Origin of the sequence: Caballeronia sp. LjRoot31 (genome assembly GCF_964253885.1) — a bacterium.
Classification (GTDB): domain Bacteria; phylum Pseudomonadota; class Gammaproteobacteria; order Burkholderiales; family Burkholderiaceae; genus Caballeronia.
Genome location: NZ_CAXURX020000002.1, coordinates 1,423,449 through 1,438,407, shown reverse-complemented (window position 1 = coordinate 1,438,407; position 14,959 = coordinate 1,423,449). Strand labels below are relative to the sequence as shown.

The window sequence follows — 14,959 nt, the reverse complement described above, 5'->3', positions numbered from 1 at the left end:
CTTGGCAGCGTTCAGCGGATGCGATAGATCAAGCGCCAAGCGTGTGGCTAACGAGCGCTTCGCATGATGTCGGCCAGAGCGTCTTTCACCTCGTCGATCAAGGCCGGCCAACCCGCCTGACGCTGGCGAAACAGATACATATCGTTGGGGTACCAGGGTGACCCGGTCCCCGTCCGGTGCCAGCGCCAGTCGACTCCTGTCTGTGGCAACATCAACCAGCACGCAACGCCCAACGCGCCGGCCACGTGAGCGATCGCTGTATCGACGCAGATGACAAGATTGAGTTGCGCGACAATGGCTGCGGTATCGCCGAAATCGCGAATCTCCCGTCCCAGGCAAAGAGTGGGTTGCAGCATGTTGCATTCGTCGGCCTGCGTTTCCACATCCCCCACTTGCAGGCTGATAAAGCGAATTCCACTGACGGACCACAGTGGCGTCAGATCGGAAAAATGGCTCAACGACCGTTGTGCATCGTTGTCGTGCCCGGCGTTACCTTTCCAAACCAGCCCCACGCGCAAGCCGTCGCCGGGTAGTCGTGCTCGCCACATCTCCAGACGGTTGGTGAATACACCGACATAGGGAATCTTCGCCGGGATCGACTCGACTGTCGTGCCCGTGCGCCAGGGTAGGCTCATCAGCGAAGCCCAGTAATCGTGAACGTGAAGCGCCTGAGGGTCCGTCACCAGTGCGTCGATACCTTCCACCGTGCGCAGCAGTGGCGCGAGTACCGGTTTGCAGATCACCGATATCTTTGCCGCGCCTCGCGCTTTAAGCAGCGGCACATAACGGACGAACTGTATGGTGTCGCCGTATCCTTGCTCCGGCAAGAGCAACAGGGTCTTGCCCTTCAGGTCCTCGCCGTTCCATTGAGGGAAAGGCAACTGCCCGTGTTCTCCAAACACTTCCGATCGCGCTTCGTAGTATTGCCAGCCTTCCGTATAACGCCCGGCGGATAGAAGAAGCATCCCCAGATTGAAGCGGGCCTCGGCGAAATCCGGCTTCAGTTCGAGCGCACGGCGATATTCGATCTCCGCCTGTTCATAGTGATGAAGTCTTTCGAGTGTGCCGGCGCGGTTATTCCTGATCTCCGCGGAATCCGGCATCTGTTCGAGCGCGCGACAATAGTGCGCTTCGGCTTCGCTGAACCGTCCGCATTGCCGCAAGAGATTCGCCAGGTTGTTGTGAGCCAGGCCATTGCGATCATCCCTTTCGAGCACGCTGCGGTAAGCGTGTTCTGCCTTCGTCAGGTCGCCCTGTTGCCAGGCTCGCGATGCTGACTCGACAAGCTGATGGTCCGTGTGTTCGCGGCCGGCGAGGGTTTTGCGGTTCATGGGGCTGTCTTGTTCGCAGCAGACGTTGGCAAGCGTTACGGCTCTTGTATCAGGCGCCGATTACAAAATACTAACCGTGCACAGGGCGCGGGGGCAACGAAGCACATCAGATAAAACGTGGCGCGTGTTGCGTGCGAAGGGGGAATTCAAAAATATTTCATTGCGACGGGAATAGAGGGATGGGTAGGTGTGTTCGTCCCATTGCAAACCACAAACTTCCCAGGAATTAAAAAATGAAAATCCGTCGCGCTACGTTACTTTTGTCGATCATTGCCAGTGCGTTCATTTCAGTTGGCGCCATGGCTCAACAGACTCAATCCGCTAAAGGTCCTGTCAAGAACATCGTGCTGGTCCACGGTGCGTTTGTTGGTGGCTCGGGTTGGAGACCTGTCTACGATATCCTGACCAAGGATGGCTATAACGTGACGCTGGTCCAGGAACCGTTGACGTCGTTTGCGGAAGACGTGACCGCCACAAAACGTATTCTCGATCGTCAGGATGGCCCGGCCATTTTAGTCGGCCATAGTTACGGCGGCGCGATCATCACGTCAGCCGGGAACGATCCGCATGTCGCCGGTCTGGTCTACATCGCGGCTCATGCGTTGGACACCGGCGAGACCGAGGTTGGCAACGGCAAGAAGTTTCCGAACTCCGCGCACCCGCTTGTGAAAACACCGGATGGTTTCCTGTTCCTTGATCCGGCCAACTACCCGGGCGACTTCGCCGCGGACCTGCCGCTGAAGCAAGCCGAGTTTGAAGCCCGGGCACAGATGCCGACGTCGGCCACGGTCTTCGCGACCCCCATGACCGATCCGGCGTGGAAGGTGAAACCTAGCTGGTACATGGTCGCGAAATCCGACAAGATCATCAATCCCGACCTGGAACGGATGTACGCAGCCCGTGCTCATAGCCATACCGTCGAGATTACCGGCGCGAGTCACTCGGTGTATGAGTCGCATCCCAACGAAGTGGCGGCCTTGATTGAACAAGCTGCCGAGCACGCGCAGGAATAAGCTTCATTTATAAAGCGAAGGGCGGTGCAGGGCATGGATCGTGGGACGGCTAGATTTTATATAGATAGTAATACTTATAAAATGACGTAGCCGTATCTTTCCACGATCCATTCCCTGCTGGCTTTTGATGTTTTTGCCACGCACCGCTTAAGTACTGGCTTCTCGTTCCAACCACGAGCAGAAGGCGACCACAAGCGCGTCCGTTTCCTTAGCTTCCGGCACATAAGTACAGTAACTGCGTGCAGGAAGAAGGGGGCCGGCGAATGGCGCGACAAGACGGCCGCATGCCAGGTCATCTGCTATCAGGGCGGTTGGTCCCATTGCCACGCCTATGCCGTCGAGTGCGGCTTGCAGCGTGAGATAAAAATGATCGAGTGTCAGCGTCGTGGCGGGTTTGAGATCGGCGACGTCTGCTCGGGCGAGCCAGTCGCTCCATAACCTTGGCAGACTTGATGTATGCAGTAGCGTGTGATGGATCAGGTCACGTGGCGTTTTGAGCGGCCGTTGATCCAGCAACGCGGGACTGCAGACGGGCAGACGTTCCTCTGACAAGAAGGGGCGCATTGAATAACCGTAGAATGTATCGGGGCCGCCGCGAATGATAATGTCGTAAGTGTCTTGCAGGGCTTCCACCGGCTCATTCGACGTCTCCAGGCTCACCTCAACGCCGGGATGCTGCGACTGAAAACCCGCGAGCCTTGGAACTAGCCAACGCAACGCGAACGTGGCGGGTCCGTTCACTCGCAGCACGCGGGGCGATACGCCGCCTACGTAGCCATACCTTGCGGTCGCGGAAGCGACCTGTTCGAATGCGGGCCCGATTTCGGCGAGGTAGGCGCGGGCTGCCGGCGTCAGGACTACGCGCCGGTTATGCCGCTCAAACAGGGGTGCGCCCAGCCACTCCTCCAGCAGACGGACATGCTGGCTCACGGCGCCGTGAGTCACATGTAATTCGGTTGCGGCTGCCTTGAAGCTACCCAGACGGGCGGCGGCTTCGAAGGCACGTAGCGCATTGAGCGGAGGTAGGGGATGCCGCATTCAGATCAGTTTTGCTAACATGAAGTGCGAGATTTTCCGGGTTGTCACTGGTTATCAAGAGAGATATATTCGCCGGAAAAGCTTCCTGACGCAATCGCTTTGTCCCGAGGCTCCCCACGCGTCCATATGGAGGGAGGTCTTACGCGGATAGCGCGGGGTGCCCCTTGGGCAGGTTCAATCACTGGTGGCGAAGCGTGTGGGTATCGGTGTTCGGAGAAGGAGGGGTTCACACATCGGTGGCTCTGGCGAGCACCGTGCTTTTGGGGCACCTATGAATCAAAACTGCACGCTGTGGACACTTAGGGTAGCGTGGTTTAAAAGCGTTTTCTTTGCTTCGTTTCTTTGTCGCTTTGGACAAAGAAATGACGTGCCGCCACGCACAGTGGCTAATAGTGATAAAGAGAAAATCCGACTCTCGCAGACCACTAACGCCGAAAGCACCAACCCGGCATAGACCCCGACCGCTAACCCCAAACCCGCCAAACCCCAAACCCGTCCACCGGCGCGAGCCCCCCCTTACTGCGCCAGCATATTGACCCACAACGCCTCCGAAAACAGCCCAGGCAGGTCGCCCCAAATATCCGCCGACCCCAGCTTAAACGAAGCACTCAAATCATAACCAATAAGACTCGGCGCCCCCCCAGTGAAATAGAACCCACCGAGCTTCGCATTCGCGCGCTTGAAGAGCATCAGCGTCTCACCACGCCCCCGCCTCACAAGAGCAGGAACCGCATCGGCATAAGACGATTCATGAATAGTGCCGACCTTGACCGCGTCGCCCAATATCGTGCCGCCCTTCATCCGCCATACATTGATATCGGGTCCATCGCCGCGAGGCTGGAGCACGACCAGATCATCGATGCCATCGCCGTCCACGTCGCCCGCGACCACCTTGGCGAACGCGGGTGCGAATTCCGCAAAGGTGTTACCGCGCAAGCGTCCGGCAAACGCGCCGCCCGAACTCGCGAGTTGCGTCACGGCCATCGCCGAATTCACGGTTTCTATCGCAATCAAACCGGTGTGCTGCGATCCGGCGACGTGAGCCGGCAGAAAGCGCGCATTCGCGCCAAGTCCGCTTGCTTTCATCCAGAGTGCCGGCGTATGCCCGGCCAAACCCTCGCTGGCGATAACCCAAAGGTCGAGCGTGGCGTCGCTGCGTTTTTGCGCGATCATCACGCCGGCGCGGCCGCTGCCATCGAAGTCTCCGGCTACGTATTGCTGTGCGCTGGCAGGCGTCAACGCCGAGGAGGTCTGATACCAGAGACGCGGCGCTTCGAAGCGCGTGCCGGTGCTGCGCATCAGCCAGAAAGCCGTGCCGCCGTTGCGTGGCGCAATCACCATCAGGTCATCGCGACCCGTGCCTTCGAAGTCACCCAGCAGGAAACGCACGCTGTCGAAGCAGAGGGTGTCACCGGCGCACGTGGGTGTGCCGGCATGCGGGTTGAACGGCACCGCGTTCAGATACCACGGCGCGGCGGTCGGCAACCGCGAAAAGCCTGCTACCCATACGTTGAAGCCCGGCCCGTCCCGACGCCGTTGGACATAAACCGTACTGATAGGCTTCTCACCGTCCACGGTCCCTCGAACGTTGCCGTACATTGCGGCGTCCTGGCGCAGGTCGGTCCATTGCGAATGAGGCGTGGGCGCCCATCGCGATTCCGCTGTCAGCGACAAGCAATGGCCGGCCGACAGCACACCGTTATGCCCGGCGAGGCAGTGACCGAGCGGGGTGTACACGAGCCCGAAATCCCACGGCGTCCATTTCTGAGCCGCCTCGTCCTGATTGCACGGCTCTTCGATCAGGTCGCCGCCGCGTTCGGCCACGCACTGCTGCGTGGATTCATCGACGAGTTGCGAGTTGTTCTTCGTTCCCGGCATGGCCGGTACCGGTTGCCAGTGCCAGTCCTGTGTCTTCGCGCCCGAGCAACCGGCGAGTGTCGGCCTGCCGTTCATGCCGGCCGAGGTCAGGCACTGGCTCGAGTACTCGTTCACGAGGTTGCTCGAGCGCGGCCGGAACTCGAGCCCAGCTGCGCTTGAACTCGACTCGGTCCAGTAGCGGCGTGCTACCCAGTTTCCGTCCCACTGATACTCACCGAAGACGTGCTCGCCGTTGTCGTCACCATCGATAGCAAAGTAGGACGCCACGTCATCGCGCTTCATCTGGGTCTCGCCGCCGCTCAGGTTCTTCGGCATGCCGCCGGTGGGATACGTGACGTGATAACCAATCGGAATGTTCCGGTTGAGGCTCTGGGCAACCACGCGCGTGATCCGTGCGGAATAGATGTGATCCGGGTGCTCGATGAACGGCACGGTGTCCGGGTTGAGCGTATAGATCAAGGTCGCGGGAGCGAGGATCTGCTTGAGCGTGGCGACCGTCTCCGCGCGGTCATAGTGCGTGGCATTGGAGCCGTCGTTGTTGATGGGATAAGTGCTGATGGTCTCGCCCTGGTCCCACATCAGGCCCAACGGCACCTTGCCACCGCGTACCGCACCACCCGGCATCCGCAGTTCCAGCAGGGTCACCCTCGGCTGCTGTTTCAGCACCATCTGGTGCACGGGTTTGCCGGCGAACACGACGGTGGATTCGATCCAGTCATCCGCTACGCCCGCCATGCGCGCATAAGCGAGACGCGTGCCTTTTTCGCGCAGCTTCACGTAGTCGAAATTCGCACCATTAGCACCACCAATCAAGTGCACGGTCGTGACGCACCAGCCCGCCTGAAGCTTGTCGCTGATGCCCGGATTGACGAAAAGCAGGTCGTCGTCTAGGTGAGCAACGACAGTGACGAGCGTGCCGGCATGGCAATCGGCCGCATGTGCGCTGACTGGCGTGAACAGCGTGCCCACCCCGACGATCAATAGCAATAGCGCAGCAGCCGATGCCCGTATCCGACGGCGTATTCGCATCACAACCCCGTATGAAATTTTTCTTGGCCCATATAATGTGGCCGCCCGATCAGCGCTCACGCGAGCGATGCGGCCTGCGTCCCGGAGACTAGCGCAAAGACTTGCCATGCCGCGAACGCCGTAATGAAAATGGCGCCGGCAAGCGCCAGGCCGAAACGAATCCGGTCGACTTTCTGCCGCCTGAAAACAGCCGCGTTCGATACCATCCGGTTCACGGATAAGCTCGTCATCCCGATCGCCAGCACCGTGCAAGCGACGCCTGCTCCCATGGCCAACGACGCGAGTACTCCGACGATAAATACGTGGTTGGCGAGGGCCGCAATCAACACGAAGATCGCGCCCACGCACGGACGTACACCGACTGCCATGCCCGTCAGGAATATCCGGCTGCGAGCCCGCGATGTTCCGCGTTCGACGTCGGTTCTAGCCCAGCGTGCCCGCGAACGCCGTTGAGCGAAGCTCGCACCGAGATACCGGGCTTCGTCCAGATCGCCCGAAGCACTTCCTTCTGATATCAGGCTCGTGCGTTTCTTTGGAATAAGCGCCACGCGATCCGTGTCGCAACAATCGCGCCGCGTCGCAACGGCCCATAACGACCAGACACCCACGCAGAGCAACGCAACGTAACTCGCCAGTTCAAGACTCGACGCCCGCGTCAATATGTCGGGCAGTCCTTCGCGGGAGAGCCACGCCGCGCCACCGACAAGAATAATCGCGGACAAGGACTGGACCAGCGCGCTCCATCCGCTCAGCAGCGCGGCATCCACGAAACGTGCCCGGCGCGACGCCAGATACGCACTCACCACGATCTTGCCGTGCCCGGGTCCAAGCGCATGCAACACCCCGTACGCGAACGAACACAGCACGATGATCCAGGTGGTGAACAGGCCGGATCCATCGCGCTGGTTCGCGAGCGCCTCCTGCAACTTTTCGTTCAACCTGCTTTGCAAGTGGATGCTGGCAGTGACGGCATCGCGGACGATCGAGGGCATGGCTGCCGGCGTGGGCCGAGGCGCATCGGTGGTGTTGGCCGCGCTCGGCGCACCCGTCGACGTACGCCCGAAGACGTCCGTGGTTTGAGCGATAACACCAGGCGTCACAAGCGTCAGGATAGCCGCGAGGCACAAGCCAATCATCGTTCGATGTCCACCACCGCGCCGGTTACCGAAGCAGGTCAGCACGATAATCTGCTCGCTTGAGGAAAGATGGAACCACCGAAAATAGGGTGATCGTGATCCTCGAACGCCGCCGCCTTGCAGTTACCCGGCGAGCCCGCACTGAGCGTCAATACGGGCTGCGCCGCACTTTCAAAGTCGACGAAAAATGTATCGTCCCAGACACCGAGCGTCACTCGCTCACGCTTGAAGTCCACTGGTTTTACGAGCGGCAAAAGAAACCGGTACACAACATGACCTTGTTCGATGCTGACGCTGAAGTTGCGCGCTTCGCCCACGGCGACCGCCTTGCCATCGACAAAAACGTGGGTGAAGTAATCTGAGCTCTTGAGCAATGAGAACGCCTGTGCCTTGAACGTCGCCGTGTAGTCGGCATTGAGCGGGCCGGACTTGGGCATGTGGGAAAAATCGCCGACCAACGAAAACGGAAAACCTTTCGAAAAAATCCAGGTCTGCTGCATGGCCACCAGCTGCGTGCCCTGGGTCTGGGCGACCATCGAATAGTTGATCCACACGTGCGGATGCGCCTGGGTCAGAGCGGGACGGGCGGCAAGCAGGAGCCCACAGCATGCGGGCAGCAGGAAGCGACTTAACCCGCGACGTAACCCGCGACGCAACCCCCGCACGAGAACGAGCAGGAATGTCACGGACGGTCTGACTGAAGGCCGCAGGCGGGGTGAAGCGTCAGCCTTGGTTTGCAGAAGCGTCCGCGCGGTCCAGGCAAGACACAGTGTCATGTAATGAACGCAAAACCGGCCTCGTTTCAGAAAGCTCATCTGCATGTCGCCCTCGTCGCGACCAACCTCCAATACGAGCCCGTTTTATAACACGGCTCTTTTCTAATGCCCAGAACGTGCGGCAATGGCGTCAGGCCTTGCAACACCGTCATCAAGAAACCTTGCTCTTCCAAATCAACTTGCGGCACGATGCGTCAATGACACCTTCATTTTTATCGCAGTATTGGATGCAACATCGTTCGGGGACGCACAATGCGCTTTAAGTTGTTAAGGGGCGTGTTGCCGCTTGGCCGCGGTGCTGCACTCCGCGATCTCCTGGCCGGCGTGACCCTTGCGTCAATGGATATCCCGCAAGTGCTGGGTTATGCCCGTATAGCGGGAATGCCGGCCGTGACCGGTCTTTACACGGCGTTTTTGCCGCTGCTCGCCTTCGCTCTGTTCGGCGCGTCCCGCCATCTGGTCGTGGCCGCAGACTCCGCAACGGCGACTATTTTTGCAAGCCACCTGTCGACCATGGCCACGGTCGGAAGCGCGCAATACATGGCGCTTGCAGGGGTCGTTGCGCTGCTGACGGCCGGGTTGCTGCTGATTGCCCGGATCTTCAAGCTCGGTTTCCTGGCCGACTTCCTGTCGCGCACTGTCTTGCTCGGTTTCCTGGCCGGCGTCGGCATTCAGGTCGGCGTCGCGATGCTGGGCGACATGCTTGGCGTGTCCCCAGGGTCGTCGCGGACACTGGGACAGATCGAATCGATAGCGCTCAGTCTTGCTCGCGTTTCGCTGCCAACGCTGGGTATATCGGCCGCAGTCGTGACCTGTATTCTCGTTTTCAAGCGCTTGCTACCGCGTCTTCCGGTCGCCATGTTCGCCGTGATTGGCGGCATTGCGGCAAGTTATGTCTACGACTTCGCCGGGCATGGCATCTCGGTCGTGGGGCCCGTTGCCGGCGGACTGCCCGCACTAGGCTTCCCCCTTGCCACCTGGCAACAGACACTGGACCTGTTGCCCGTGGCCGCCTCGTGCTTCGTGATGATCATCGCGCAAAGCGTCGCGGCGGGCCGCGTGTTTGCGGAGCGTTATAACGAACCCGTGGACGCCGATGCGGACATTCTGGGAATAGCAGCAGCGAACGCGGTGGCGGCCGTGAGCGGCGCGTTCGTGGTCAACGGCAGTCCGACCCAGACCGCCATGGCCGATCGCGCCGGCGCACGCAGCCAGTTCGCGCAAGTGGTGTTTGCGGTTGTGGTCGGTGTGGTGTTGCTGTTCTTCAGCAAGTGGCTGCAGTATCTTCCGCACTGCGTGCTGGCGGCCATTGTGTTCACGATCGCGATCGGGCTGATCGACGTGAAGAGTCTGTACGCCATCCGTCGTGAGAGCCCCGGAGAACTCACGCTGGCGCTCGTCACGGCCCTGGCGGTGGTGGTGATCGGCGTTGAGGACGGAATACTGCTGGCGGTTGCGTTGTCGTTGCTGCGCCATGTGCGTCATAGCTATCATCCGCATACCATGATGCTTGCGCCCACGCCGGCGGCCGGGGGGCGCTGGGTACCGGTGCCTGCCACGCCGGGCGCCGAAACTGCTCCTGGATTGATTGTTTATCGCTTTGGCGCCGACCTGTTTTTCGCGAACGATCATTTTTTCGTCGACGACGTGCGCCGCCTGCTCGATCGCGCACCCACGACTATTCACTGGTTCATCGTCGACGCGGGCGCGATCACGGACCTCGACTATTCGGCGGCCCGCACGCTCGCTGAATTCTGCGAGAGTCTGAAGCAGCGCGGCGTCAACGTGCTGTTTGCGCGCGTCAACCAGTATCTGCGAGCCGATATGGACCGACACGGAATCACCGCGGTGCTGGGAGAATCGCACATCCTGGAGACGCTGCATCAGGCGCTTGTAGCGGCCGGATTCGATCCGTCGGCAGTATCGAGCGCTCATTGAATACGCATTGAACATGCCCCGGGCGGGGCATGAAACAGCGTCGCCTGGAACAACGCCGATTGCGGGTCTGCCAGTTCACCAGATTGATGTGATGGCCGCGTCGAACAGCAATCGCCAATCATTGTCCGGATCGGGACGCGGCATAAATCTGAGCGGGATCATTTGCCGGGGGGCGCGAAAAAACGCTCCAGAATGGTGCAATTTATCCAGTCGATAAACCCCGATGGATCGCGACAGCCAAAAGACAAGCCGTTAAGCAATCTTTGTTCCGCGACTTCAACGCGTGACTACCAGTACCAGAAAACAACATTTGATTATGTACGTGGTATTGAACTAGTTCTTTTTTTGGACTAGATTAACTTCGGCTCGCGTTCTCCACGAAAGTTGTTGCCAAACATTTTCAGTGCGAGCTTGAGACCGTGAGCTTGCTTGCGGTCTCTCTCCATTACAGTGCCTTGACGTTCGTTTTTCGTTTTGTTTATTTCCAATCTCTTTAGGCATACCAATCAAAATAATTTTCTCTCATTCGGATGGCCGGATTATTTCCAAATACGGTATAAACCGAATGCCTTTCCCGTGTCTTAGCGTGGAGAAAGAAATGAAGAAGAGTTCTCTAAGCGTGATCTCATTGGCGCTCCTTGGCGTAGCAGGTGGCGTACAGGCGCAGTCCAGCGTTACCTTGTACGGAACAATCGATGCGGGCGTCGGTTACGTAAAAACCAGTGACGGCGGCCGGTGGGGTTTTATCGATGGGACGTTGTCGGGTGACCGCTGGGGCTTGAAGGGTTCGGAAGATCTCGGTGGCGGTATCAAGGCGATCTTCGATTTGGAGAATGGCTTTGATATTGGCACGGGCCAGTTAGGCCAGGGCGGTCGCGAATTCGGGCGTCAGGCGTTTGTGGGCCTGTCGGGTGACAGTTGGGGCACGGTGACGCTTGGCCGGCAATACGATCCGCTTGTTGACATGGTTCAGCCGCTCACCGGCGACAATTATTTTGGGAGTATTTTCGCGACCCCGGGTGACGTGGACAACTATGACAATAGCTTGCGCGTATCCAATGCCGTGAAGTACGTCTCGCCCAATTATTCGGGCTTGCAGTTCGAAGGGCTGTACGCTTTCAGCGGTCTGGCCGGCCGCACTGGGCAGGGGTACACCTACAGCGGTGCGCTCACCTACAACAACGGTCCCCTCGGTATCGCGGCCGGTTATTTCCTCGCCACGAACCCCAGCCCGACTGCGGGAGCATTCCGTGCCGGATGGGATCCGACCTCATCGTCGGACGCAATCTTCGATGGTGCAATCAACAGCGGCTACGTGACAGCAAAATCACTGGGCATTGCGCGTGCGGCCATTCAGTACGCGCTCGGTCCTTTCACGGTCGGCGGTTCATACAGCAATGCGCAATATAAAAACGATGGTGATTCAACCTTCACGAGCACCGAGAAGTACAACATTGGCAATGCGTTCCTCAACTACCAGGCAACCCCGGCCATGCTGTTTGCCGTAGGTTACTCGTATGAGAAGGCGAGTGGTAACACGTCGGCCACCTATAACCAGGCGAGCCTTGGGGCGGATTATTCGCTGTCGAAGCGTACCGATCTTTACGCGGTTGGCGCGTACCAGCATGCCAGTGGGACTCAGCTCAATCCGGACGGCACGACGTCGGCGGCGCAGGCGTCAATCGGCTCGTATGGCTTCAATGGCACGGCGAGCCAGGAAATGTTTATCCTAGGCATGCGTCATAAGTTCTGAGGATGGGAACCGTTTAAACATGCGGCATGCGTGGCCGATGCCGCATGTTCAGAAACGGTAGCCTATGCCGGCGAGAAACACGTCGCTATCTTTGTTGTAGCCCGTCAGCACGCGATTCCAAGAGGCGCGGACGAGCCAGTGTCTCGCGAACTGATAGCTTGCCGTCATTGTGACGAGCGCGGAGACCTTGTCGGCCGTATTCGTGCCGCCCGGGATTTTATAGGTATCGATGGCAACATACGGCCCGGCACCCACTGCGAGCCGGAGCCGCTCGTCGAAAAATCCGCGGCTGGCCCATAACTCGGTCGCCACGCCGTTGCGCCGGGTGAGCGCGGTCGGTCCCTCATCCAGCCATGTCACGGTAGCGTCGACATAAGACCCGAAGCCATGGCGATACTCAACGCTCTTCGCAAACGCGCCCGGCGAATGCAGGCTGTTCACTTCGGTTTTTCCTGCGAGTACGGTGAGTTCGTTCCGGCTACCCGAGCCTTGTGCAAGATAGTCCGGGATGCTGCCGGAATGATTGGTTGCGCCGAGTTGATAGCCAACGCTCAGCATTGCACTGGTTGTGTCGATGCTATGGAATGTATCTATCCGGTTCACCCGCGCTTGATAAAACCACGGTGTGCGCGTGTACCACGTTGCGGTGAGGCTATAGATCAAGGCCCAACCATGCACATCGGCGTAACGCCTGCCTTCGTCGGAAGCTGTTGTATCGAAATAATTGTATCCACCCACGCCGCCCGCCAGCGCCAGCCGATCATTAAAGAACCAGATCCGCCGCCAGTATTGGAGCGCGAAACCATCCCGGTGATGATTCGTGTAATGTCCTTCGTTTATCCACGAGTAGCTGAGCGCGTTGTTCGCGTCCAGCGCCTGTAGATAGGTGAAACTCCACGAGTAGGTCGACTCGCTTGGCGCGTTGGCACGGCCTGTACCGGCCGACACGGAGAATTCCTGCGCGTCCGACGGCACGGCCCAAAGCAGCCCGAACGCGAACAGCACCGCTGACACGCAGCTGCTTATCGGCTTCTTTGGTCGTATTGCAGTCGATAAAAGTGTCATGCGAGAGAGAAGCGCCGAACCGTATCGTGCGATCAATGGGTAGGCGGATTCTAACGACTGAACTTTCTATCCGACCTGTTTTGTCACGGTCGGTAACCATTGCGCATTTCAGATCGAATTCCCATTGCGTGGAAGACTTTGAAACTTTTCAGGCCGGCTTAGGCGTTCTTTGACCGATGGATACTTGATGGCGAAAAGGCATGGGTGAGCGACAGACGGCAGTGACCACATGCAGCATCATTGCTCGATGTGGTCATCTGACTTGAGTGACGGATTGCCGGTCTGAATTGAGATCGACTTGATCATATATCAAGGTATCCTGAACATGATCGGCCTGAGAGAACTTGACCAGCTTCATCAGCCCCGCTGCCTTGGTCGACATCGATCGTCGATCGCTGATTACTGGCAGGCGCAAGCCCCGATCCACATCGCCCGCGCAGCACTCAATGGTTGATTGTCTCTAGCGCCAGTCCTCTGGTGGAGGGTCCAAGCAGGATCATGCAGATTCCCACGAGCATGGACATGGCGATAAAGACCGCGACCCCGGCCACACCATACCCCTGCAACAGGATGCCGATCGCGAGCCCTGCGAAGGCTGCGGAAATCCGGCTCCAGGAATAGACAAAGCCGATCGCGCGGGCGCGCACGCGGGTCGGATAGAGTTCGGCCTGATAGCCGTGGTAGGCATAGGACATGATGTTCGAGGCCAGTGTGAACACTACGCCGAGCCCGATCAGAAGCCATGGAGCGGAGACCTGGGAAAATATCGCGATGACGATGCCCATCGTGATGAGGCCGCCGCAGATCTGCGTTTTCCGTTCTATCTTGTCAGCGAACAACATACCCAGCAGCGGACCGAAGGGGTTGGCAATCGCAATGACGAACGCATATCCCAGGCTCGCCGTGACATGGATGCCGCGATGGATCAGCAGGGTCGGTACCCACGCAGCGAAGCCATAGAAGCCGATCACCTGGGCCATGTTGAAGATCGACAGAATGATCGTCCGGCGCCGGTAACCCGGCGCGAAGATTTCCTTGAGCGAGCCGCGTCCTTCTTTCTCGGGCGCGACTGCTTGCGGCGGCGGCAGGCTAATGCCTTTCTCGGCGGCGACCCGGCGTTCGATGTCCGCAACGATAGCCTCAGCTTCATCGATCCGGCCATGACGCGCGAGCCAACGGGGGCTTTCCGGAATATGGCGACGCAAGATCCAGACGACCACGGCGCCAACCGACCCGATCAGGATCACCACTCGCCAATAGTCGAGGCCAAGCGGCTGCGTCCCGTTCAGCGCATAGGCAAGAAATGCAACCACCGGCACGACGGCGAAGGTGATGAACTGGTTCATCGCGTATGCGCGGCCGCGCTCCTGGCTGGGAATTAGCTCGGAGATGTACGTGTCGATCGTGACCAGCTCGACGCCAATTCCGATGCCCGCGATAAAGCGCCAGATATCGAGTGCGAATCCGGAGTGCTGGAATGCCATGATCACCGTGCAGACCATGTACCAAAGTAGTGAGTACGTGAAGATCAGGCGCCGTCCAAACCGGTCCGCCACGTAACCCAGCACCAGCGTTCCGACCCACAGTCCCGCAAAGGTGGCAAAGACGAAGGTGCCGAAACCCGCCACCGCGAGGGGCTGGAGGGCCGCGAAGAAGCCTAGCGACTCCGGCTTGAATAACCCGGACTGAACCATGCCCGGTGCGACGTAGCCCGTGAAGAAGAGGTCATAGAACTCGAACACACCACCAAGCGAAATCAGGATCACCATGGTCCAGACAGTACGCGAGGGTGGCAGCCGATCAAGCCGTGCCGCAATTTCCGCTGCTTTCTCGCTGGACATGCAAGCCTCTTATTTTTCGAAAGAACTGTAAAGTCGATCTCCGCGCCCGCCGCTTCTTGTCGCGCAAGCTCAATATGTCGCCATGCAAGGGAGCTTTGAAAATCAAATCAAAATGATGCAACCGGCGATCTCACCGCCGCGGGACCCTCTGCAATCTCGCA

At 59.0% G+C, this 14,959-nt stretch carries 10 protein-coding genes; 3 read left to right on the top strand and 7 right to left on the bottom strand.

Annotation, left to right across the window (positions count from 1 at the left end):
* Window positions 1-47 precede the first annotated feature (47 nt).
* Window positions 48-1,331, bottom strand: a complete 1,284-nt coding sequence (locus ACSQ8V_RS24855) for a tetratricopeptide repeat protein (RefSeq protein WP_436207468.1) — start codon at window positions 1,329-1,331, stop codon at window positions 48-50.
* A gap of 233 nt (window positions 1,332-1,564) precedes the next feature.
* On the opposite strand from ACSQ8V_RS24855, the gene ACSQ8V_RS24850 reads away from it, so the two are divergent.
* Entirely contained in the window at window positions 1,565-2,344 is a 780-nt protein-coding gene (locus ACSQ8V_RS24850; protein ID WP_436207467.1) for an alpha/beta hydrolase, read from the top strand.
* A 147-nt stretch (window positions 2,345-2,491) separates the two neighbouring features.
* Here the strand turns inward: ACSQ8V_RS24850 and gcvA are convergent, their stop codons facing one another.
* The 4 genes from gcvA to ACSQ8V_RS24830 all read right to left on the bottom strand — a co-directional run bounded on the left by gcvA (window position 2,492) and on the right by ACSQ8V_RS24830 (window position 8,246).
* Entirely contained in the window at window positions 2,492-3,382 is an 891-nt protein-coding gene (gene gcvA / locus ACSQ8V_RS24845; protein WP_436207466.1) for a transcriptional regulator GcvA, read from the bottom strand.
* 516 nt (window positions 3,383-3,898) lie between these two features.
* Window positions 3,899-6,289 carry a PIG-L family deacetylase gene (locus ACSQ8V_RS24840; RefSeq protein WP_436207465.1) on the bottom strand — a complete coding sequence of 797 codons (2,391 nt, stop codon included), beginning with the start codon at window positions 6,287-6,289 and terminating at the stop codon, window positions 3,899-3,901.
* Between the two features lie 56 nt (window positions 6,290-6,345).
* Window positions 6,346-7,470 (bottom strand): nickel/cobalt transporter, encoded by a 1,125-nt coding sequence (locus ACSQ8V_RS24835; RefSeq protein ID WP_436207464.1) that lies wholly within the window; start codon window positions 7,468-7,470, stop codon window positions 6,346-6,348.
* Window positions 7,464-8,246 (bottom strand): DUF1007 family protein, encoded by a 783-nt coding sequence (locus ACSQ8V_RS24830; RefSeq protein WP_436207463.1) that lies wholly within the window; start codon window positions 8,244-8,246, stop codon window positions 7,464-7,466. Before ACSQ8V_RS24830 ends, ACSQ8V_RS24835 begins: the two co-directional genes overlap by 7 nt.
* Before the next feature lie 207 nt (window positions 8,247-8,453).
* Here ACSQ8V_RS24830 and ACSQ8V_RS24825 point away from each other — a divergent pair, with 207 nt between their 5' ends.
* Together ACSQ8V_RS24825 and ACSQ8V_RS24820 are read left to right on the top strand one after the other, a co-directional pair.
* A complete protein-coding gene (locus tag ACSQ8V_RS24825; RefSeq protein ID WP_436207462.1) occupies window positions 8,454-10,139 on the top strand; it encodes a SulP family inorganic anion transporter in 1,686 nt (561 codons plus the stop codon).
* A 598-nt stretch (window positions 10,140-10,737) separates the two neighbouring features.
* A complete protein-coding gene (locus ACSQ8V_RS24820) occupies window positions 10,738-11,892 on the top strand; it encodes a porin (protein WP_213768855.1) in 1,155 nt (384 codons plus the stop codon).
* A 48-nt stretch (window positions 11,893-11,940) separates the two neighbouring features.
* On the opposite strand, the gene ACSQ8V_RS24815 is transcribed toward ACSQ8V_RS24820, so the two are convergent.
* Window positions 11,941-12,906: a hypothetical protein gene (locus ACSQ8V_RS24815; RefSeq protein ID WP_436207461.1), complete on the bottom strand. Its 966-nt coding sequence runs from the start codon at window positions 12,904-12,906 to the stop codon at window positions 11,941-11,943.
* A 494-nt stretch (window positions 12,907-13,400) separates the two neighbouring features.
* Entirely contained in the window at window positions 13,401-14,726 is a 1,326-nt protein-coding gene (locus ACSQ8V_RS24810) for an MFS transporter (protein WP_436208002.1), read from the bottom strand.
* Window positions 14,727-14,959: the final 233 nt, after the last annotated feature.